This is a genomic window from Bacillus sp. JNUCC-22 (genome assembly GCF_018861275.1).
Lineage (GTDB): Bacteria > Bacillota > Bacilli > Bacillales > Bacillaceae > Bacillus > Bacillus velezensis.
On sequence record NZ_CP076408.1, the window covers coordinates 3,035,920 to 3,055,076 of the forward strand.

Here is a 19,157-nt window from a genome sequence, read left to right on the forward strand (position 1 = left end):
AAAGAGTCTGTGTCATACCGGCACAGACTCTTTTTTATTTAAACATCCAAATATAATTCATGACGGTTCCGACAACGAGCGCAATGACAAGCGCCGACACGACCCAAATCGTGCCTAAAATAATCCGGTCCTGAATTTTTTGGGCTTTCGGGCTGTGCCCGGGCTGTTTTTGTTCCACACCGGCCCCTCCCTTCTTTGCAAATCTATCTATCGTAACAAATGTCTTACAACACCCAATACTACTATGATAACCAAACTGCAAATGGATGACAAGCTGACCGCATATGAGGCAGCATGAAATCATTTGACATTCCTGACAAAACAAAGTACATTATAAAAAGACGAACATTTTAATTTTATTTAATTCTATTATTCGCTTTTAGGGGTGTTATATATGGAAAATGTATTTGATTACGAAGATATTCAGCTGATTCCTGCAAAATGCATTGTGGACAGCCGATCTGAATGTGATACATCAGTTACATTGGGCGGACACACGTTTAAACTTCCGGTCGTGCCGGCCAACATGCAGACGATAATAGATGAAAACATCGCGGCCTGGCTCGCGGAAAACGGGTATTTTTATATCATGCACCGCTTCGAACCGGAAAAACGCCTGGCTTTTGTCCAGGATATGAAAGCGCGCGGACTGATTTCTTCCATCAGTGTCGGCGTGAAGGAAAATGATTATGAATTCATCCGGGAGCTGAAAGCACAGGAGCTTGTGCCGGATTATATTACCATTGATATCGCGCACGGCCATTCCAATGCCGTGATCAGCATGATTCAATTTATTAAAGAACATGTCCCGGAAAGCTTTGTCATCGCAGGGAATGTCGGGACGCCTGAAGCCGTAAGGGAGCTGGAACGCGCGGGCGCTGACGCGACAAAAGTGGGAATCGGCCCCGGGAAAGTCTGCATCACCAAAATTAAAACCGGCTTCGGAACCGGCGGATGGCAATTAGCCGCGCTTCGCTGGTGCGCAAAAGCGGCGAGCAAACCGATCATTGCTGACGGCGGCGTCCGCACGCACGGCGATATCGCGAAATCCATCCGATTCGGCGCATCCATGGTCATGATCGGATCATTATTCGCCGGCCACGAAGAATCACCGGGACAAACGATCGAAATCGACGGCAAGCTGTACAAAGAATATTTCGGCTCCGCTTCTGAATTTCAAAAAGGCGAAAAGAAAAACGTCGAAGGCAAAAAAATGCATGTCGAACATAAAGGGTCATTACAGGACACGCTGGTTGAAATGGAGCAGGATCTGCAATCTTCCATCTCTTACGCCGGCGGCAATACACTCGAAGCCATCCGCAATGTCGACTACGTGATCGTAAAAAACTCTATTTTCAACGGCGACAGATTTTAACACGCAGCAGAGCCGCAAAAAAATAAAAAAATGACATTCAATATGAATGTCATTTTTTTTAATTAAATACCGAAATAAAGAGCCGCACTGGCCAACAGATTAATCACAAAAATAAACAAAAAGATGTAACGAATGAATTTATTTTGCACCGGAGCAAATATAAACAGATATAGTCCTGCCACCCCAAAAGTAAGAACAGGAAACAGCCACTCAAAGGATAAAGAAATGATATAACCGATAATCATAACAATTGGCACACCGATTAATGATAATTTACTTCTCATATGATTTCTGCCCCTTTTACTTAAAAATTGGTGTGATGTAAGCTTCAATAATGGCAGCGGCGATCAGCAGACAAATAATTATGAGCACCAATATTCCAATATGCCTGAACATTGAAGCCATTATCTTTTTTTCCTTAGAAAAACACAGCCTGATAACCAATTCAACGCCCTTAAAACCAATGGCGCCACTTAATAATAACGCGGGAACTTCAAATATACCATGAGGAATTAGCAGTAAAAAAATCTGATAAAAAGGAACCCCGCTATGCAGATTTTCTATAATAGAGCCGCTTAAAATAAACCCGTTGGTGAATAAATAAAAGATTGAGGTCAACCCAAAGGTAAAAAAACCCGCGGCTAAAAACAGACAAGCGATTGCATTGTTTTTCAGCAGTTCAACCGCGCCTGACGAGCCGTTGTAAGACGCGGTTGAAACAAAGTGATCGGAAAAAAACGCAGCGATCACACCGCCTGAAAAAAACAGCAATGACGCGGTTAACGGAATGACGGACGTCCTGATTGCCGGCAACATGCGGTTCATCATGTATAGATACTCTCAGCCAATTCTTCAATCTCTTCTAATGAATGCTCGGATGACTGATACTCCGCAGCAAAAACGCCTTCATGTATAATACCGATCGTATCACACAGCGAATGCGCCAGCTCCAGCAAGTGAGTCGATAACAGGACCGTATGTCCCTGCTTGACGTACTCCTTTAATAACGTCCGTATCGTTTTACCGCTGATTAAATCAATGCCCGTCAGCGGTTCGTCAAGAATTAATATCTTTGGCTGATGAATGAGCGCGGCCGCAATTGATAATTTTTGTTTCATTCCATGTGAATATGTTTTAATCAGCTGATTTCCGTCTTGAGCAAGCTTCAGCGTCTCTAACATATTCTTTATATACTCATTTGTCCGCTGAGACGGTACTTCAAACATCTCCGCTGTAAAACGCAAGTATTCGACTCCCGTTAAGTAATCATATAAAAAGGCATGGTCGGGCACAAAACCGATATCAGCCGATATTTGCCCCCCCTCTTCTGAATCCAGTTCCTTACCGTCAATCATGACGCTGCCTGAAGTCGGTTTAAGCAGGCCCGAAATGATTTTCAAAGTCGTTGTTTTCCCGACTCCATTAGTCCCCAGCAAAGCATAAATTGAGCCTTTTTTCACCTCAAACGAAATATCTTTCAACACCTGTTTTTCACTATAGTTTTTTTGTATATTCACTAATTTAATCATTGTTCGCAAACCTTTCCGCCATATTGATTCTGCGAAGAAACAGAAACATGACTCCATAGTTTAATAGTGTGAACAGGACAAAAATACCTGATGCAGAATGAATAAGCATCATTTCAAGTTCCGGCTTTTTATAGATAAAATACGACGTGATCGCAGCGATTTGAAGCGACACAATGAAAATGAAAGATCCGTATAAGTTGTTATACGTCTTTGCTTTCCCCGCTTCTCCAATTTCGTACATATGCTCCCAGTTTTTCTTAGGATACAGGGCGGTGCTTGAAATCTGGACAAGACTGTATAAAAAACCCGAACATAAAAACACAATAAACAAGTAAATCGTCAGCGCAGCGGAAGACGGAAAAAACACCGTAATCAAAATGGTGATGATGAACGAATAGATAAGAGCGGCGAGATTATAAATACATACTTTCGGAAACACCAGCTGCCACGCATGTTTGATATTCCGGTGAAACAGATGCTGATTTTTTATTTCCCCGTCAACTGACAACACTGTTTTGAGCGCATCTCCGACGAGCTGATACGAAAAGTTCGCAATGATAACCGCCGCAGACACGATGGCGGCTGCCGAATACCCGATAAAATGATGCGATAGAAGCGGAATACAAAAACCTAAAAACAGCATGAACAAATACAGCATACTGCCGAAGTTCCTGATAAAAAATCCGTCAATTCTCGATAAAAACAGCAGATCCTTTTGAAAAACGGCATGAAATATTTTGTTATTTCTATATAATTTCAGCTTTGGCGCAAAATCTGCATTTGTCAAAAACATATAAGGAATAAGGTCCATTTTCTTCAGCGTGGCCGACCATAGTTTAAAAATCCCCGCCGTTAAAAGGACGGCGGCCGCAAACACCGCAGCGAAAACGAGCACGGAATGTGAGCGGAATGCTAACCATACATACGGCGTATTCATGAGGATGTTCCGGAAAGCCGGTGACTCCGTAAAGCTTGAAATATCCTTTGCGGTATACTCCCCAAACACGAGAAGATAAACGGCATACCCGACTGCAAGCGGAACCAGCAGGCTGACGCTGAATAAAATGCCTTTCATGATTTTCAAGTAAAACAATTTGCTCCACATATTTGTAAGAAGATAAACAACATAAGAAAACAGCATAGATAAAAATAAATTGAGAAGAAAATAAACGAAGCCCAAGAAAAATACGATGACCGCCGCAGACCCGGTCATGCCTGCGCTTGATAAAAACAAAAAGACCGGAAAAACAAAAAGATACCATACGAAAATGGTTTTTTTGATCGCCTGGCCGGCAAAAACAGAAAACAGCTGTAAAAAACGAACCTTTTTTAATTGATGAATGACCTTGCGCGTATCCAGCAGAAAGGCATTGTGGTGTTCTTTAAAGAAGCCGGCAGCCCAAAAAAGCTGCTCAAGTGAAACGGCGATTAAAACAAATTGCCCCCATGCGCTGAGGGGCAGCTGAATCAGTTTTGTCCCGAATACAACACCGCATCCCAGGAAAACGAGATATAAACATAACAGAGAAATAATAATGGCAGACAGCAGTTTGCTGTTGAGTTGAGGAATGCCCCAATCTTCCTTTCTTTTTCGAAACGATGACAGGGTATTATATTTGATAAGAGCCGCAATTTGTTTGACTATCATACTTTCAATCCTTACATATGTATTTGGGAGAGAGGCTCTTTTTGCAGCTTGTACAAAAAGAGCAATTATTTATTGATCGATTTTACCAAGCAGCTGCGTATTTTTTGCCGTATTTCTTAATCATTGTTTTTGCTGTTGCAACGATTGCATAAGAAATCGCGCCTGCGCCTGTAACGATACCGATAAGAGAAATGATAGAAGCAATTGTTGATGCCGCATCAATAATATCAATTGCTTTTTTAGCTGCTGCTGTAGAGATGCCGAGAGTCGAAGCTAATTCAGCATTGGCTGAGAATGCATGAGCCGCCGCCACGTTTAATTCAGTTCCCGTTAATAATAGTGCATAAACCAATGTTGCTGCAGCAAGAGCCGCGCCAAACAAAATGAAAGACTTTTTATTAGATTTTACTAAGTTCATCATAACATCTCCCTACTCTGTTTTTTTAATTTATAATAAAATTCAGCTTAATTGACTCTCTCCCGAGCTAAATTTTATCCGCCATAAAATAGTTTAAGAAAATAGTAAAGAGTTTTAGTAAAACAAAACATCCAGTCAAAATGATTCTCTTGCCTTTACTGAGATCGGTCAGTTTTCCTGCGGCAGCATAAAGAGCCGCGATTGATATGAGCAGAAATGGGTCCAGCAGCTGCAGACTCAAGCTGGTGCCGCCGGCAGAATATATAAGCGAGGAATCAGCCGTTAAGTAATTAACAACTGAAAGAATTAACATTTTAAATGCCGAGATTAAAGAAGTCAGTGTATATAGAAGCAAATATATTTTTTTCGGTTTTTTTGTACCGAGAATAAAAGCGGCAACGAATAACAGAAATCCGCCTATCAGAATTTCCACAAAAGTTGTGAAGATCATAAACCCTTGCAGAAACATGACAATCGTACGAACACTTTTCTCCCCGATATCATAGGTACTTTCTCCGACGGAAGAATAATACGACTGCAGAACTTTATCTGAAATACTGAATTGGAAGAGTAATGAACAGATCAAAATGATGAAAAAAGAACTTAAAAATATTTTTTTATTGCTCAATTGACCTATCATATTATCATCCTTTTCTTACAAAATAAATTAACTATTCTATACTTTTACAATTTAGTTTAATCCTATCAAAAAATCAATATCCTTTCGAAAAATATGACTTTAGGACGTGTTGACAAAGAGCACATCTTTCAGAGTTTTTGGTGCTATGTACCCTTTATTTTTTTTCGAATTTGCAAATAGTATGATTTGAACCGTTGATTTGAGGATTTTTGTGAAGGCCGTCACTCCTAAACCTATTGAAAATCTGCCCATTTCCTTTTGTGACATATGTCTGAATTCATCACATTTTTTATTGACTTTAAACATGGTTTAAGTCGTATCATCACCCAGTGACAAGGAAAGAATACTGTTGGAGGTCTTTCGATGACATATTGTTCAATTCGTGAAGCAGCAGCAAAGTGTAATATGACAGAATCAACGTTACGTTATTATGAAAAAAAGGGACTGCTGCCGCTGATTGAACGTGATGAAGCCAGCCGACGGTTATTTTCAGAAGATCAAATGCCGCTCCTTGAAATCGCGATTTGTTTAAAAATACCCACATGCCCATCAAAGGCTTTAAGCAATATATTGATTGGGTAATTGAAGGAGAGAGTCCTATTAAACTTCGGCTTGACATGATGAGGAGACACAAGCGGTCAGTACTGGATGAAATGTCGTCAACGACAAAGGCTTTAAAAGGAATTGAAATGAAAATTGCACGTTATATCAAAAGCTCTGTTCAAGAGACGTAAGTTTGTTGAAGTAAAAACAATCGGAAAAGAGGAGATAATATGAAACTGACGGGAAATACAATACTGATTACAGGCGGAAATGCCGGAATAGGATTGGCTTTCGCAGAACGGTTTTTAAAAGCGGGAAATAAAGTCATCGTGACCGGACGGCGTGAGCACGCTCTTCAAAAAGCAAAGGAAACATTCCCGGATCTTATTACATATGTCAGTGATTTGAGCATTCCATCAGAACGTATATCACTGTTTGATTGGGTGAAAGAAAATTATCCGGAAGTGAATGTGTTAGTAAACAACGCGGGGATTCAACAACGGTTTCATGTGCTGAAAGCGGATGCGAAGGACAATTGGACTATTTCAATAAAGAAATCACAACGAACATTGAAGCTCCCTTCCACCTGTCTATGCTGTTCGCTCCGTTTTTTGCCGGAAAAGAAGATGCGGCTGTCATTAACGTCTCTTCGGGATTGGCTTTTACACCGCTTGCCATTGCACCGATCTATTCAGCAACGAAAGCGGCGCTTCATTCATTTACAATGAGTCTGAGACATCAGCTTTCCGATTCATCTGTAGAAGTGATTGAAGTTGCGCCTCCGGCGGTGAATACAGATTTAGGCGGAGCAGGGCTGCATACTCAAGGAGAACCGCTGGATGAATTCGCTGATGGGATTTTTAAAGGACTGAAAGAGGGCAAACAAGAAATCGGATATGGTTCTTCAGAAGAACGGCTGCGCATGTCACGGGATAAAGCCGATGAACATACGGCAAATATGTACCATGCGATGAAACATACAATCGAATAACCTCTTTGAAAAAGGAAAACCCGCTTCTGTTGAGCGGGTTTTCCTTTTATTAAACAGATAAACGCCTTTCTTAACAATGGTGCAAACGCCACCGAAAGAAAGACGTCATATTTTTTCATCCTAATAATGGCGGGTTGACCCTTAGCACTCTTCCGGCGTACCGGCGTTTTTGGCCGTGCGGAAAGATGAACCGCAGCCGCAGGAAGCGATGGCATTCGGGTTGTCAATGGTGAAACCGCCGCCCATCATGGACTGTTTGAAGTCAATGATCGTGCCGGTCATAATATCAAGGCTTTCGCTGTCGACCAAAACGGTGATTCCGTGCTGTTCAAACATGCTGTCTTTTTCGCCTTTTTCGTGCTCAAATCCCATTCCGTAAGACAGGCCGCTGCAGCCGCCGCCTTTTACGCCCACACGGAGAAACGCGTTTTCTTCTTCATGCTCTTTCATCATATCTTTTATATGCAAAGCCGCTGCTTCAGTGATGGTTACTGGAACACTCATAGGTAGACCTCCTTTTTTTAAAAACGGATGCTGATATCTATTATAAACCTTGAGGAGAGTATTTCTCAAACGAGCTGTTTACAAATAATAGACGCCGCTGCATACGGTTTCGGCGGGTCCCGTCATCAGTACGTGCCCGTTGTCCTGCCAATTAATCACAAGGTCGCCTCCCGCTAAATGAACGGTGATATCCCGGTTTCGTTCGGAAACACCGTTCAATACGGATGCGACAGCCGCCGCACAGGCGCCTGTTCCGCAAGCCTGTGTAATGCCGGAGCCGCGTTCCCATACGCGGAAATGAAGTTCATCGGCGCTGACGGTTTCCACAAATTCGACATTGACGCCTTCCGGAAATCTCGGGTCTTTTTCAATGACGGGACCGAGCGTTGTAAGAGGCGCTTGATTGATATCCGCAACCGGAAAAACAATATGGGGGTTTCCCATTGATACGGCTGTTCCGGAAAGCTCCGTTTCTCCAAAAACAAGGGTTTCATCGATCGTCCGTTCATCTTCATTGCCGAGCATCGGCAGCTCTTTTTTGGTGAGGCGCGGTTCGCCCATATCGACGGCGACTTCACGCACAATCCCGTTGTCCTCTGTAATGTCTGCTTTCACTAGACCTGAAAGCGTCTCAATGAAAAAGGACGTTTCTTCTGTCAGCTTATGTTCGTATGCGTACTTTGCCACACAGCGAAGGCCGTTGCCGCAATTTTTCCCTTCTGAGCCGTCATTATTAAAAATCCGCATTTTGACGGGCGCTTTTTCTGACGGACAGATGAGGATCATTCCGTCAGAGCCGATGCCCGTGTGAATGCTGGACACTTTAACGGCAATCTCAGCCAGCCGTTCTTCCGGCAGCTGTTCTTCAAATTGATTTACATATATATAACTGTTTCCAAGACCGTGCATCTTGGTAAAACGGAATGAATTCATATCGGCCTCCAACTTTTTTTCTTTTACTTAGTATAAAAGCTCTTCTGCTCGGACACAATACAAATATCCCCCGTTTTTCATACATAAAAGCTCCCTGCATATGCAGGGAGCTTTTATCGTTTACTAAATAAACATGCCGGCAATCGCCGCGCTGAGAAGGTTTGCGAGTGTTCCCGCAATAACCGCTCTTAATCCGAGGCGCGCAATGTCCGAACGGCGGCTTGGGGCCAAACCGCCCAGTGTGCCGAGCATAATCGCAATCGAAGAGAAGTTGGCAAATCCGCACAGCGCAAAGCTGATAATCGTAGACGTTTTTTTAGAAAAGTCCGCAATATGCGGACCGAAGTTTGAATAAGCGACAAACTCATTCAGCACAAGTTTCTGTCCGATATAGCTTCCCGCTCCGAGCGCTTCATGCCAAGGAACGCCGATTACAAATGCGATCGGTGAAAACACGTAACCGAGAATGGATTCTAATGTAATATGTTTGAAACCGAACCAGCCGCCGATTCCGCCGAGAATTCCGTTCACTACGGCGATGAGCGCGACAAACGCAAGCAGCATGGCGCCGACATTTAGAGCAATCTGAAGGCCAGTGGACGCGCCTTTTGCCGCTGCATCAATCACATTAGCGGCGCCTTCGCCTTCTTCGTCCATATTAAAATCGCCTTTTATCGTCTGCGTTTTTTCCGTTTCAGGTATTAAAATTTTTCCGAACACGAGACCGGCGGGAGCCGCCATAAAGCTGGCCGCCAGCAAGTATTCGATCGGAATGCCTAACAGGGCGTAACCGAAAAGCGTCGAACCCGCTACAGCCGAAAGGCCGCTCGTCATAATCGTAAACAGCTCGGAACGGGTCAATCCCGCAATCAGCGGTTTAATGGCAAGCGGTGATTCAGACTGTCCGACAAAGATGTTCGCAGCCGCCGCAAGCGATTCCGTTCTGCTTGTCCCAAGAAGTTTTGACAGTCCGCCTCCGATGACGCGAAAGATGAGCTGCATGATTTTCAAGTGATACAAAACGGCAATCAGCGCTGAGAAAAAGATAATGACCGGCAGAACGCTCAGCGCAAAAGCCGGGCTGCTGCCCACTTTTAACAGCGGGCCAAAAATAAAGCTGATGCCTTCGTTCGCATAATCAATGAGAAGCTGCACACGGCTTGAGAACCATAAAAATACGGCCCGTCCGGCGTCCCACTTTAATACGATGAATCCGAAGGCCATTTGTAAACATAAACCGACAATGACGGTTCGCAGGTTAATTTTGCTTTTCTTCTCTGATAACAAAAAAGCAATGGCTAATATAGCAACTGCCCCGAGCAGCCCCCAAACGATATTCAATGAATCCACCTCTAAAATTTTATTTAAAAAAAGTCTTTATTAAGATAACAATATTTATTTTTGCTGTCTACAAATTTTTTATTTTGCCAAAACCCGGGGCGCAATAAAAAAGAGACCCCGTTCGGAGCCTCTGATTAAAACATCGGATTTTCTTCTATGAATGTATATATGTTGTCAACCAGTTCAGCAGGCGTGCCTCCCGTGACCACTTCGCCGTTGACCAGGGCGAACAGGGACTCCATGCATTTCCCGCAATAGCTTAAACAGCCGTATTCAAGCACGTCCAAGTTCGGATCCTTCTCTAAGATCTCAAGTGCTTCCTGGGAACCGCGCGCTAAATTGCTGACACAGAATTCAATCATCGGATTCATGCGGTTTCACCTCACATATGTACCTTATCCTAACGGAATTTCCTCTATTCGTCAAAGATCCGGTTTCACGCTCAATGTTATCGTAACATATTAATTCAGGTTAAAGGTTTTACTATTACGTGTTTTCTGGTCAATTTGTAGGTTATTTTAAAACTATTATTGTGGTTTTAGATCAAATTCGATATAATTCTAGATGTTATTTTACATAGTTCGTTATTTTGTAACAACATTGACTACCATATTTTTCGGGCAAAAGGGGAATCATTATGAAAAAATTGGTCTTGATCGGCGGGGGTTACGGAAACATGCGGGTGCTGCACCGCTTACTGCCGAACCAGCTTCCGTCAGATATATCCATCACGCTGATTGACAGAAACCCGTATCACTGCTTAAAAACAGAATATTATGCGCTCGCCGCCGGCACGATTTCTGATCATCATATCAGGGTGTCTTTTCCTGAGCATCCGAATCTGGATGTTCAATACGGTGAGGTGGCTTCCGTCGACACGAAAAACAAACAGGTTCTGTTTCATGACCGCGAACCGATTTCTTACGATGACGCGGTGATCGGACTGGGCTGCGAGGATAAGTATCATAACGTGCCCGGCGCGCCGGAACATACTTACAGCATTCAGTCCATTGATCAGTCACGCGAAGCCTATCAAAAGCTGAACAACCTCGGCGCCAATGCATCTGTCGCTATCGTCGGAGCGGGATTAAGCGGCGTGGAGCTTGCCAGTGAATTAAGAGAGAGCCGTGACGATCTGAAGATTATGTTATTTGACCGGGGCGACCTGATTTTATCAAGCTTTCCGAAAAGACTCAGCAAGTATGTTCAGAAATGGTTTGAAGAACACGGCGTCGCCATTATCAATAATGCGAATATTACAAAAGTGGAAGACGGGATCGTTTATAATCATGATGAAGGAATAGCGGCCGATGCCATCGTGTGGACGGCGGGAATTCAGCCGAATAAAGCCGTCAGAGAACTGGACGCTGAAAAAGATCCGCAGGGGCGCATCATTTTAACACCGCATCACAACCTTCCGGGCGATGAGCATGTTTACGTCGTCGGTGATTGCGCGAGCCTGCCGCATGCGCCGAGCGCCCAGCTGGCTGAAGCACAGGCGGAACAAATTGTGCAGATCCTCCTGAAACGCTGGAACAATGAAGAGCTGCCGGAAACAATGCCGCAATTTAAGCTGAAAGGCGTTCTCGGTTCACTCGGAAAAAAAGCGGGCTTCGGTCTTGTCAACGACCGTCCGCTCATCGGGCGTGTGCCCCGTTTATTAAAATCAGGCCTTTTATGGATGTACAAGCATCATAACGGCTGATAAGAAAAAAGCCGCTGATTGCGATCAGCGGCCATTTTTAAGAGCCCGCAACATAGCCGTGCTTTTCCATTTCTTCATATATATCTTTTAAATGCGGATTCCCTTCCCCCACAATGACATCCTCCACCAGCACGAGCGGATAGAAAAATTCATCGTTTCTGATGCGCTCCGCAAGTTCTTCTGTCTCCTTTTGCTGAGGCGGTGCGTCAATATCAATATACCGCATATGAAAAGGCTGTTCCGGATATTTCCGTTGCAGCGCCGCCTCCAGCCATTCAAACGTATCTTTGGCGCTCGGCATATTCACGCAGCTTGCGCAAAGCGTTTCAGCGCCGTAAACACTGAGCGTAACCGGCTTTGTCATGTATATCATCCCCTTTACACCAGTATACAAAGGACGGGGCAGCTTTTGTATAAAAAACGGTTTTTATGTTCAAGTTTAAATATGCTATAATGGGGAAAGCAGCTTTGCAAACCAAACATTAGATTTTTACCGTTACTGTGAATATAATGGTTTTATGTATATGAAAGGAGCGAATCTCATGACTGAGGTTGAAATGAAAGAGCAAGTACAGGAAGTATTGGATAAATTACGTCCGTTTCTGCTTCGTGACGGCGGTGACTGTGAGCTTGTTGACGTAGACGAAGGCATTGTAAAGCTTCGCCTCCTTGGCGCATGCGGCAGCTGCCCAAGTTCAACGATTACGCTGAAAGCCGGAATCGAACGCGCCCTTCTTGAAGAAGTACCGGGTGTCGTTGAAGTAGAACAAGTATTTTAATCATAAAACCAGGCTGCATGACAGCCTGGTTTTTTATTTTTTACAAATAGTCATCGAACCATGAACAAATATAACGGATGCGTTTCATCCGCTGTTCCGGATGGCCGCTTCTCGACAGCTCATGCGTGGCTTTCGGAAACCGGATGAACGACGTCGTTTTGTTCAGTTTCTTCAACGCGGTAAAGAGCTGCTCGGCCTGCTCTATCGGACAGCGGTCATCTCGCTCACCGTGCAGAATCAAAAGCGGTGTCGAAACGCGGGACGCATATTTTACAGGAGAACGATCCCAAAGCTTATCCGCTTCCTCAAACAAATCATGCCCGAGCTGCCAGTCGGTAAAAAAGAAACCGATATCGCTGACACCGTGGAAGCTGAACCAATTTGAAATGGAGCGCTGCGTGACGGCTGCTTTAAAACGGTCTGTCTGCCCGACAATCCAATTCGTCATAAACCCTCCGTAGCTTCCGCCCGTCACACCGAGACGGCCGCTGTCAATAAACGGATACGCCTGAACGGCTTCATCCACCGCCTGCATGACATCACGGTAATCTCCGCCTCCGTAATCACCCCTGACACGATTGACAAAATCCTGCCCGTAGCCATGGCTTCCTCTTGGGTTGACATACACGACAGCATATCCTTGTGCGGCCAGCACTTGGAATTCGTGAAAATACGTATGGCCGTACATCATGTGAGGCCCGCCGTGTATGTATAGAATGAGGGGATAAGTTTGATCTTCTTCAAAAACGGCGGGCTTTAAAAACCAGCCATTTACCGTCAGCCCGTCCTTTGTTTCATATTGCAGCTTTTCCGGCACGGATATGATACGCTCCTCAATAAACCGATCATTGTCGAATGTCAATTGCTTCTCTTCCCCATCTTCAAGTGAAATGCTGTAAAGCTCGGAAGGCTGTGCGGGTTTGGCAATGACAGCGATACAGCTTTTCTGATCAGGGTGAAAAGCAAAACCGTTCACATACTCTTCTTCTAATCGGATCGGATATACGAGGCCGTCAATCGAGATATAATAAATACCGGTGCTTCCCTGCTCGCTCCCGAGAACGTAAAAACCCTGCCCGTCGTTTGTCCATACCGGCCGGGGCGTCACTCCTCCTATGATTGAATCCGCAATCAGCGCATCGCTCAAATGAACATCCAGCATGTCGGTCAGGCAGGACAGCCGCTCAGTTTTCACGTCGTACAGCCACGCTTTTTCTAAAGTCGCATTGCGAAATTCATTTTCATGGCCCAGCATCGCAATATAAGAACCGTCCGGTGAAAACACGCAGGAACCGAAAGAACCGCGGTGCGGCGTAATCTGCTTCAGGCTTCCATCCGCCAGATTCATCAGATAGACATCGCTCGGCTTTCCGGCGTCACCCGGCTCGCATAAATTGGCGGTAAACGCAAGCTGCCTGCCATCCGGTGAAAAGGCCGCGTCATAATGATCCGCTTCATGATCCGTCAGCTGCTGAACCTCCCCCGTTTCAAGATGAATCAGCACAAGCTGGGCCCAGCTTCCGTTCAGCAGGCCTTTCCCGTCACGTTTATATGTTAATGACTGAATGTCAACCGGCTCATACTCGTCATGCTTCTTTTTTTCTTTCTCATCGGCGCGCTCCGCTGATGTCAGACTGACGGACACAAGCACGGATCTGCCGTCGGGCGCCCATATCGGATCTGATACGCCCCAAGGAATATCGGCCGCCTGCTCCGCCTCTCCGCCGGCAGCGTCGATGATGTACAGCTGAGGGATGCCGTTCTCCCTGTCAGAAACAAAGGCGAGGCGCCGTCCGTCAGGCGACCACCGCGGACTTGTATTTCTGTTGTCCCCGAAAGTCCACGGGTTTGAGATGCCGGATTCTGTGTCATATACCATAATGGCTGAGGAATAGGCATCACGCTTATGATTGACTGTTGTCCGGACGTAAGCGGCTCTTCTGCCGTCAGGGGCATATTGCGGGTCTGTCACGGATACGAGTGTCGCAATGTCCTCCTCGGTTATGAGTTTTTTCAAATCGTTTCTCCTCCTTTTCTTTTTTATTTCGCTTCCCTAAATAAAAATCCTTCTCCAGAAAAAGAAAGCGTCCTTCTCTGATGGGAAGAACGCTTTTTTATCATTATACACTTTTCACCTGCTCTAAAGGATTCCGTTCAATTACGCTTCCTTCTGACGGGACGGTAAGCGCCGCAATCTCACAGTGAGGGAAATGCTCAGAAAGCTGTTTTCTCAGCTCTTCTCCCTTTCCTTTTTCAATCAGGACAAGAATCGTCGGTCCCGCTCCGCTCAGCGCCGTCCCGTAGGCGCCTTTCATTTCGGCCGCATGTTCCACCTTTAAAAGCTCAGGAACAAGCATGGCGCGGTACGGCTGATGGAGGATGTCTTTTCTCATCATTTTCCCGGCGAGCGCCCAGTCATTTGACATGATCGCAGCAACGAGAAGGTTGCTGACGGCGCTTGCTTTAACGGCGCGTCGGTACGGCAGCTCTTTCGGGAGCACGTCTCTTGCGTCCCTGGTCAGAACTTCGTAAAACGGAATGACTGCCACAACGTCGATATCCGCTTCGGCAACACGCACGATATGTGTTTCATCTTCTTCGTGAAAACCGATCACAAGCCCTCCTGCAAGGGAAGCAGCGGCATTATCAGGGTGCCCCTCTTCAAGACTCGCTAAGTGCAGTTTGTCGCTTTCCGACAGCTGCAGGCCGCATAACTCATCCGCAAGCTCAATGGCGGCGACGATAGCGGCCGCGCTGCTTCCGAGACCCCGCGCAAGGGGGATGTCACTCCATACTTTGACATGGGCGGGCGGCAGCTCTTTTTGATAGCGGTCAGCCGTCCGTTTGGCGACTTGGTAGATGAGGTTGTCCGTTCCTTGAGGGATGCCCGCGACAGTTTCGGTTTCCGCCGAGAACTGCCATTCATCGTTTCGGAAAACCGAAAGCTTCAAATATCTGCTGAGCGCCATCCCGACGGAATCAAACCCGGGCCCTAAGTTGGCGGTGCTTCCCGGAACCGTAATGGAAAACAGCATCTCCGCCTCATTCATACACGCGCCGCTCCATTTAAGTATTCCAGAATACTGTCCTCATCTGTCGGCAGCGTAATCGGTTTTATGTCAGATACGTCTACAGCCGTGTTCGGATCTTTCAGGCCGTTTCCGGTCAAAACTGCGACAACCTTGCTGCCTTTTGGAATTTCACCGGATTTTACCTGTTTCAAAACGCCGGCGATGGATGCACAGGAGCCCGGTTCGGCAAACACGCCTTCTTCACGGGCAATCAGCTGATAAGCGTGAAGAATTTCTTCATCTGTGACTTCATCAATTTTTCCGGCTGATTCCTCCGCAGCGAGCACGGCTTTGTCCCAGCTGGCGGGATTCCCGATTCGGATTGCCGTCGCAACGGTTTCTGGATTTTTAATAACTTCCCCGCGGACGATAGCCGCAGAACCTTCCGCCTCAAAACCGCGCATTTTCGGAAGTCCGGTGCCGTTTTTCTCATGATATTCTTTGAACCCTTTCCAGTAGGCCGTGATATTCCCGGCGTTTCCTACCGGGATCGCCAGAATGTCCGGCGCTTCGCCGAGCTGTTCGCATACTTCAAAGGCCGCTGTTTTTTGCCCTTCAATCCGGTAAGGGTTTACTGAATTCACTAATGCAATCGGTGATTTTTCACAAATCGACCGGACGATGGCCAGCGCGTCGTCAAAGTTTCCGTCAATCGCAATGATTTCCGCACCGTACATGACGGCCTGCGCAAGTTTTCCGAAGGCGATTTTTCCGTCCGGGATGATGACGATGCATTTCATGCCGGCTCTCGCCGCGTATGCCGCAGCCGCCGCGGATGTGTTGCCTGTAGAGGCGCACATGATGGTATCATTGCCTTCTTCTTTCGCTTTGGCGACCGCCATGACCATGCCGCGGTCTTTAAAGGATCCCGTCGGATTAACGCCCTCTGTTTTCACATGCAGTTCAATTCCGAGCTTTTCGGAAAGCTTCGGCAGGTGAATCAGCGGCGTGTTGCCTTCATGCAATGTCAGGGCCGGCGTCCGATCCGTCACCGGCAGAAATTCTTTATATTGATGGATGAGTCCTTTCCACATTAGCTCCAACCGTTCCCTTCTACGCGATATGTGCTTTTTACTTCTTGTACGACTTCGAGGTCATTTAAGTTTTGCAGAATGTCGCTGAAATCTTCTTCCGATGTATGATGCGTGACGATGACGATTTCCGCGAGGTCGTCGTGGCCTTTGATCGGCAGCTGCAGAATTTTTTCAAAGCTGACGCCGCGCTCTGAGAAGGCCGATGTGATTTTTGAAAAAGAGCCGACCTGGTCTTTGACATGAATTCTTAAAAACTGCTGGGCATAGATATCAGACGGCTGCTTCAGATTTCTTTCAAACTGCGGGGCGACAAAGCTGTTTCCGTTTACGCCGAGACGCATGTTTTTCATGACCGCGACCAGATCGGAAACGACCGATGTCGCAGTCGGCATGCTTCCGGCTCCGGGGCCGTAAAACATCGTTTCGCCGACGGCTTCTCCGTACACGTAAACGGCATTAAACTCGTTATGCACCGCAGAGAGCGGATGATGATCCGGAAGCAGTGTCGGCTGAACGCTGACTTCGATTTTATTGTCATCACGCTGGGCGATGCCGATCAGCTTCATCGTATAGCCGAGCCGTTTGCTGAAGCTGATATCTTCATCCGTAATCCGGGAAATTCCTTTTACTTTGACATCGTCCAGATCAACGTCCATAGAGAAGCCGAGACGGGCTAAAATCGCCATCTTGCGCGCGGCATCGAGCCCTTCTACATCGGCGGTCGGGTCCGCTTCCGCGAATCCGAGATCCTGCGCTTCCTTCAGCACTTCTTCATACGGGCTTTTTTCTTTAATCATTTTCGTTAAGATGAAGTTCGTCGTTCCGTTGACGATTCCCATCATTTTTGTGATCCGGTCAGAGGAAAGGCCTTCTTCGAGCGTGCGTAAAATCGGGATTCCGCCGGCGACACTCGCTTCATAATACAAGTCACAGCCATTTTCCTTTGCGGCGGCTAAAAGCTCTGAGCCATATACGGCGATCAGATCTTTATTTGCGGTCACAACATGTTTTTTCGCTTTCAAGGCGTCAAGAAGATATTGCTTCGTCTGTTCGACACCGCCGATGACTTCAATAATCACGTCGACCTCAGGGTCATCGATTACATCATAGACTTCTGTCGTCAGCACTTCTTTCGGCAGGTCTGCGTCTCGTTTTTTATCAATATCTTTAACTAGCACTTTTTTGATCGTCACCGGACAGCCGACCTGGTGCATAAGCTTATCCTGGTGATCTTGTATAATTTTGACGACTCCGCTTCCCACGGTTCCCAGTCCTAACAGTCCAATACGAATCGCTTCCAAAGAGAAACTCCACCTTTCTTCCTTTCGTCCACTAGAAAAGGACAATTGTTAACCCTTCACAGACATTTAAGTTACAAATATTATATAAGCCCGCATTTGTTTTGACAAGCGGCTGAATATTGTTTCTACGGATATGAAAACGCTTAACACACTGATATGACAAGATTCCCTATTTTCTAAATATTTTTACGTCATATTTTCTTACGAACTGATTCCTTTTCCGAGCCACGCCACAGGCGGGACAAAAACCTGCGCCGACCTGACATTCATCATGTTGTGACATGTCTGTAAAAACTGTTCATAGCGGGTGCAGTCGGCAAGAATGTAGTCAAGCTGCTCTTCGTAAAACTGTTTTTCAGAATCATGAGAAATGTAATAGCTCTCCACCGTCTCGAAGAAATGGAGCGGAAACAGCAGGCGGCTGTAAAACAGGCGCTTGGAAAAGGAGGATAACGGCGTAACTTGCTCATATTCCTGCAGAAACAAAAACCCATCTTTGAGCAGGTCGTCACGATGATACAAATATGTGCTGCGCATATATTCCGCAATATCACGGGCGGCATGGTCGAATACCCAATCGCCCGGAATGCGGATCAATGATTCCTCCGACCAAGTATCCCGTTCCATCCGCTGATGGCAGATTGTCCCCGAGTCTTCTGCGCCGGGATTGTCATCCAGCTCCGTATCCACTAAATATTGAATGGCGTTTTCCGCTAAGCCCGAATAATAAGGAAATGCTTCGATCATTTTCTTTTCGAACGGTTCAAGCGGAGACATATGAATTTTCTGCATCCAGAATGATTCCAGCTGATCCACCCGTTTTCCCCATAAGTCCTTCCATTGGCCGATCCTCCCCGCTTCTTTCACTTCGTACGGAAAACCCCGCCCTTTTCTGTGAAATTCGGCAAGCTCCCCTCCGACAGAAAACGACCGGTTTGAGACGGGAATCGGCGCTTTTAAGAGCGCATACGTTTTGCCTTCGTCCTCAAAGGTCAGTTCTCCTTCCTTCGTAAAGATAAACACTGAAACGTATGGGTCACTTTGTTCTTGTAAATACTGACTCATGTAGTAAAGCTCCGTCAGCTCTGATTGCGAAAACCCGGAAACGGGAATTATAAGAAAGAAGGAATTAGGCGTCTGGAAACATTGGTATTTCTGATAAACGGAAAGCTGTCTGACGTGGATGCCGTACTTTTCTTTAATGATGCTTTTCATCATAATCACCTGCCTGAAAAATTAGAGCTATTCACATCGTAGTCATACGCCGGCGGAATTATGAATACATATTGTAATCCTTTGAATCAAGTGAAGAAACATCGTACACATCGGAAGGATGTTGTATAAA

General features: G+C 45.9%; 21 protein-coding genes and 1 pseudogene. 5 read left to right on the plus strand and 17 right to left on the minus strand.

Going from position 1 to position 19,157, the window contains the following annotated elements:
- Window positions 1-34: 34 nt before the first annotated feature.
- The gene (locus tag JNUCC22_RS14760) at window positions 35-178 is read right to left on the minus strand and encodes a hypothetical protein (RefSeq protein ID WP_003151982.1); all 144 of its coding nucleotides are present in this window, start codon (window positions 176-178) and stop codon (window positions 35-37) included.
- A gap of 216 nt (window positions 179-394) precedes the next feature.
- On the opposite strand from JNUCC22_RS14760, the gene guaC reads away from it, so the two are divergent.
- Window positions 395-1,375 (plus strand): GMP reductase, encoded by a 981-nt coding sequence (gene guaC / locus JNUCC22_RS14765; RefSeq protein WP_150941380.1) that lies wholly within the window; start codon window positions 395-397, stop codon window positions 1,373-1,375.
- Window positions 1,376-1,437: 62 nt separating this feature from the next.
- Here guaC and JNUCC22_RS14770 read toward each other — a convergent pair whose 3' ends face one another.
- From JNUCC22_RS14770 to JNUCC22_RS14795, 6 genes are all read right to left on the minus strand, one after another.
- Window positions 1,438-1,659 (minus strand): DUF5970 family protein, encoded by a 222-nt coding sequence (locus JNUCC22_RS14770; RefSeq protein WP_003151978.1) that lies wholly within the window; start codon window positions 1,657-1,659, stop codon window positions 1,438-1,440.
- Window positions 1,660-1,675: 16 nt separating this feature from the next.
- Window positions 1,676-2,203 (minus strand): stage II sporulation protein M, encoded by a 528-nt coding sequence (locus JNUCC22_RS14775; RefSeq protein WP_025285208.1) that lies wholly within the window; start codon window positions 2,201-2,203, stop codon window positions 1,676-1,678.
- Window positions 2,200-2,904, minus strand: a complete 705-nt coding sequence (locus JNUCC22_RS14780; protein WP_015240505.1) for an ABC transporter ATP-binding protein — start codon at window positions 2,902-2,904, stop codon at window positions 2,200-2,202. The genes JNUCC22_RS14775 and JNUCC22_RS14780 overlap by 4 nt, the downstream gene beginning before the upstream one ends.
- Window positions 2,897-4,552 (minus strand): hypothetical protein, encoded by a 1,656-nt coding sequence (locus tag JNUCC22_RS14785; protein ID WP_033574899.1) that lies wholly within the window; start codon window positions 4,550-4,552, stop codon window positions 2,897-2,899. The genes JNUCC22_RS14780 and JNUCC22_RS14785 overlap by 8 nt, the downstream gene beginning before the upstream one ends.
- An 82-nt stretch (window positions 4,553-4,634) precedes the next feature.
- A complete protein-coding gene (locus tag JNUCC22_RS14790; protein WP_003151973.1) occupies window positions 4,635-4,970 on the minus strand; it encodes an uberolysin/carnocyclin family circular bacteriocin in 336 nt (111 codons plus the stop codon).
- A 67-nt stretch (window positions 4,971-5,037) separates the two neighbouring features.
- Window positions 5,038-5,610, minus strand: coding sequence for a hypothetical protein (locus JNUCC22_RS14795; RefSeq protein WP_007613520.1), 573 nt, complete (start codon window positions 5,608-5,610; stop codon window positions 5,038-5,040).
- 363 nt (window positions 5,611-5,973) lie between these two features.
- Between JNUCC22_RS14795 and JNUCC22_RS19555 the strand changes: the two genes are divergently transcribed.
- Together JNUCC22_RS19555 and JNUCC22_RS14805 are read left to right on the plus strand one after the other, a co-directional pair.
- A complete protein-coding gene (locus JNUCC22_RS19555; protein WP_225307334.1) occupies window positions 5,974-6,192 on the plus strand; it encodes a MerR family DNA-binding transcriptional regulator in 219 nt (72 codons plus the stop codon).
- Window positions 6,193-6,383: 191 nt separating this feature from the next.
- Window positions 6,384-7,144, plus strand: a pseudogene (locus JNUCC22_RS14805) (SDR family NAD(P)-dependent oxidoreductase).
- Between the two features lie 141 nt (window positions 7,145-7,285).
- On the opposite strand, the gene JNUCC22_RS14810 reads toward JNUCC22_RS14805, so the two are convergent.
- From JNUCC22_RS14810 to JNUCC22_RS14825, 4 genes are all read right to left on the minus strand, one after another.
- Window positions 7,286-7,648, minus strand: a complete 363-nt coding sequence (locus JNUCC22_RS14810) for a HesB/IscA family protein (protein ID WP_003151967.1) — start codon at window positions 7,646-7,648, stop codon at window positions 7,286-7,288.
- Window positions 7,649-7,726: 78 nt separating this feature from the next.
- Window positions 7,727-8,581 (minus strand): diaminopimelate epimerase, encoded by an 855-nt coding sequence (dapF, locus tag JNUCC22_RS14815; protein WP_043020740.1) that lies wholly within the window; start codon window positions 8,579-8,581, stop codon window positions 7,727-7,729.
- Between the two features lie 123 nt (window positions 8,582-8,704).
- Window positions 8,705-9,922 (minus strand): NupC/NupG family nucleoside CNT transporter, encoded by a 1,218-nt coding sequence (locus JNUCC22_RS14820; RefSeq protein ID WP_012118346.1) that lies wholly within the window; start codon window positions 9,920-9,922, stop codon window positions 8,705-8,707.
- Between the two features lie 134 nt (window positions 9,923-10,056).
- Entirely contained in the window at window positions 10,057-10,293 is a 237-nt protein-coding gene (locus JNUCC22_RS14825) for a YuzB family protein (protein ID WP_007408721.1), read from the minus strand.
- A 266-nt stretch (window positions 10,294-10,559) separates the two neighbouring features.
- Between JNUCC22_RS14825 and JNUCC22_RS14830 the strand changes: the two genes are divergently transcribed.
- Window positions 10,560-11,627 carry an NAD(P)/FAD-dependent oxidoreductase gene (locus tag JNUCC22_RS14830; RefSeq protein ID WP_150941381.1) on the plus strand — a complete coding sequence of 356 codons (1,068 nt, stop codon included), beginning with the start codon at window positions 10,560-10,562 and terminating at the stop codon, window positions 11,625-11,627.
- Between the two features lie 37 nt (window positions 11,628-11,664).
- Here JNUCC22_RS14830 and JNUCC22_RS14835 read toward each other — a convergent pair whose 3' ends face one another.
- Window positions 11,665-11,991: a YuzD family protein gene (locus JNUCC22_RS14835; RefSeq protein ID WP_150941382.1), complete on the minus strand. Its 327-nt coding sequence runs from the start codon at window positions 11,989-11,991 to the stop codon at window positions 11,665-11,667.
- A gap of 79 nt (window positions 11,992-12,070) precedes the next feature.
- Between JNUCC22_RS14835 and JNUCC22_RS14840 the strand changes: the two genes are divergently transcribed.
- Window positions 12,071-12,406 carry a NifU family protein gene (locus tag JNUCC22_RS14840; protein WP_169510385.1) on the plus strand — a complete coding sequence of 112 codons (336 nt, stop codon included), beginning with the start codon at window positions 12,071-12,073 and terminating at the stop codon, window positions 12,404-12,406.
- A gap of 40 nt (window positions 12,407-12,446) precedes the next feature.
- Here the strand turns inward: JNUCC22_RS14840 and JNUCC22_RS14845 are convergent, their stop codons facing one another.
- The 5 genes from JNUCC22_RS14845 to yutH form a co-directional block, all read right to left on the minus strand.
- Window positions 12,447-14,423: a S9 family peptidase gene (locus tag JNUCC22_RS14845; protein WP_150941383.1), complete on the minus strand. Its 1,977-nt coding sequence runs from the start codon at window positions 14,421-14,423 to the stop codon at window positions 12,447-12,449.
- 103 nt (window positions 14,424-14,526) lie between these two features.
- Window positions 14,527-15,456, minus strand: coding sequence for a homoserine kinase (gene thrB, locus JNUCC22_RS14850; protein ID WP_150941384.1), 930 nt, complete (start codon window positions 15,454-15,456; stop codon window positions 14,527-14,529).
- A complete protein-coding gene (thrC, locus tag JNUCC22_RS14855; RefSeq protein ID WP_102422542.1) occupies window positions 15,453-16,511 on the minus strand; it encodes a threonine synthase in 1,059 nt (352 codons plus the stop codon). Before thrC ends, thrB begins: the two co-directional genes overlap by 4 nt.
- Window positions 16,511-17,812, minus strand: a complete 1,302-nt coding sequence (locus JNUCC22_RS14860) for a homoserine dehydrogenase (RefSeq protein WP_007613551.1) — start codon at window positions 17,810-17,812, stop codon at window positions 16,511-16,513. The genes thrC and JNUCC22_RS14860 overlap by 1 nt, the downstream gene beginning before the upstream one ends.
- A gap of 201 nt (window positions 17,813-18,013) precedes the next feature.
- Window positions 18,014-19,030 (minus strand): spore coat-associated protein CotNH, encoded by a 1,017-nt coding sequence (yutH, locus tag JNUCC22_RS14865; RefSeq protein WP_007613555.1) that lies wholly within the window; start codon window positions 19,028-19,030, stop codon window positions 18,014-18,016.
- Between the last annotated feature and the right edge of the window lie 127 nt (window positions 19,031-19,157).

Coding starts and splice junctions, on each gene's coding strand:
- guaC (WP_150941380.1), top strand. CDS start 395: ATGGAAAATGTATTTGATTACGAAGATATTCAGCTGATTCCTGCAAAA.
- JNUCC22_RS14770 (WP_003151978.1), bottom strand. CDS start 1,659: ATGAGAAGTAAATTATCATTAATCGGTGTGCCAATTGTTATGATTATC.
- JNUCC22_RS14775 (WP_025285208.1), bottom strand. CDS start 2,203: ATGATGAACCGCATGTTGCCGGCAATCAGGACGTCCGTCATTCCGTTA.
- JNUCC22_RS14780 (WP_015240505.1), bottom strand. CDS start 2,904: ATGATTAAATTAGTGAATATACAAAAAAACTATAGTGAAAAACAGGTG.
- JNUCC22_RS14785 (WP_033574899.1), bottom strand. CDS start 4,552: ATGATAGTCAAACAAATTGCGGCTCTTATCAAATATAATACCCTGTCA.
- JNUCC22_RS14790 (WP_003151973.1), bottom strand. CDS start 4,970: ATGAACTTAGTAAAATCTAATAAAAAGTCTTTCATTTTGTTTGGCGCG.
- JNUCC22_RS14795 (WP_007613520.1), bottom strand. CDS start 5,610: ATGATAGGTCAATTGAGCAATAAAAAAATATTTTTAAGTTCTTTTTTC.
- JNUCC22_RS19555 (WP_225307334.1), top strand. CDS start 5,974: ATGACATATTGTTCAATTCGTGAAGCAGCAGCAAAGTGTAATATGACA.
- JNUCC22_RS14810 (WP_003151967.1), bottom strand. CDS start 7,648: ATGAGTGTTCCAGTAACCATCACTGAAGCAGCGGCTTTGCATATAAAA.
- dapF (WP_043020740.1), bottom strand. CDS start 8,581: ATGAATTCATTCCGTTTTACCAAGATGCACGGTCTTGGAAACAGTTAT.
- JNUCC22_RS14825 (WP_007408721.1), bottom strand. CDS start 10,293: ATGAATCCGATGATTGAATTCTGTGTCAGCAATTTAGCGCGCGGTTCC.
- JNUCC22_RS14830 (WP_150941381.1), top strand. CDS start 10,560: ATGAAAAAATTGGTCTTGATCGGCGGGGGTTACGGAAACATGCGGGTG.
- JNUCC22_RS14835 (WP_150941382.1), bottom strand. CDS start 11,991: ATGACAAAGCCGGTTACGCTCAGTGTTTACGGCGCTGAAACGCTTTGC.
- thrB (WP_150941384.1), bottom strand. CDS start 15,456: ATGAATGAGGCGGAGATGCTGTTTTCCATTACGGTTCCGGGAAGCACC.
- thrC (WP_102422542.1), bottom strand. CDS start 16,511: ATGTGGAAAGGACTCATCCATCAATATAAAGAATTTCTGCCGGTGACG.
- yutH (WP_007613555.1), bottom strand. CDS start 19,030: ATGATGAAAAGCATCATTAAAGAAAAGTACGGCATCCACGTCAGACAG.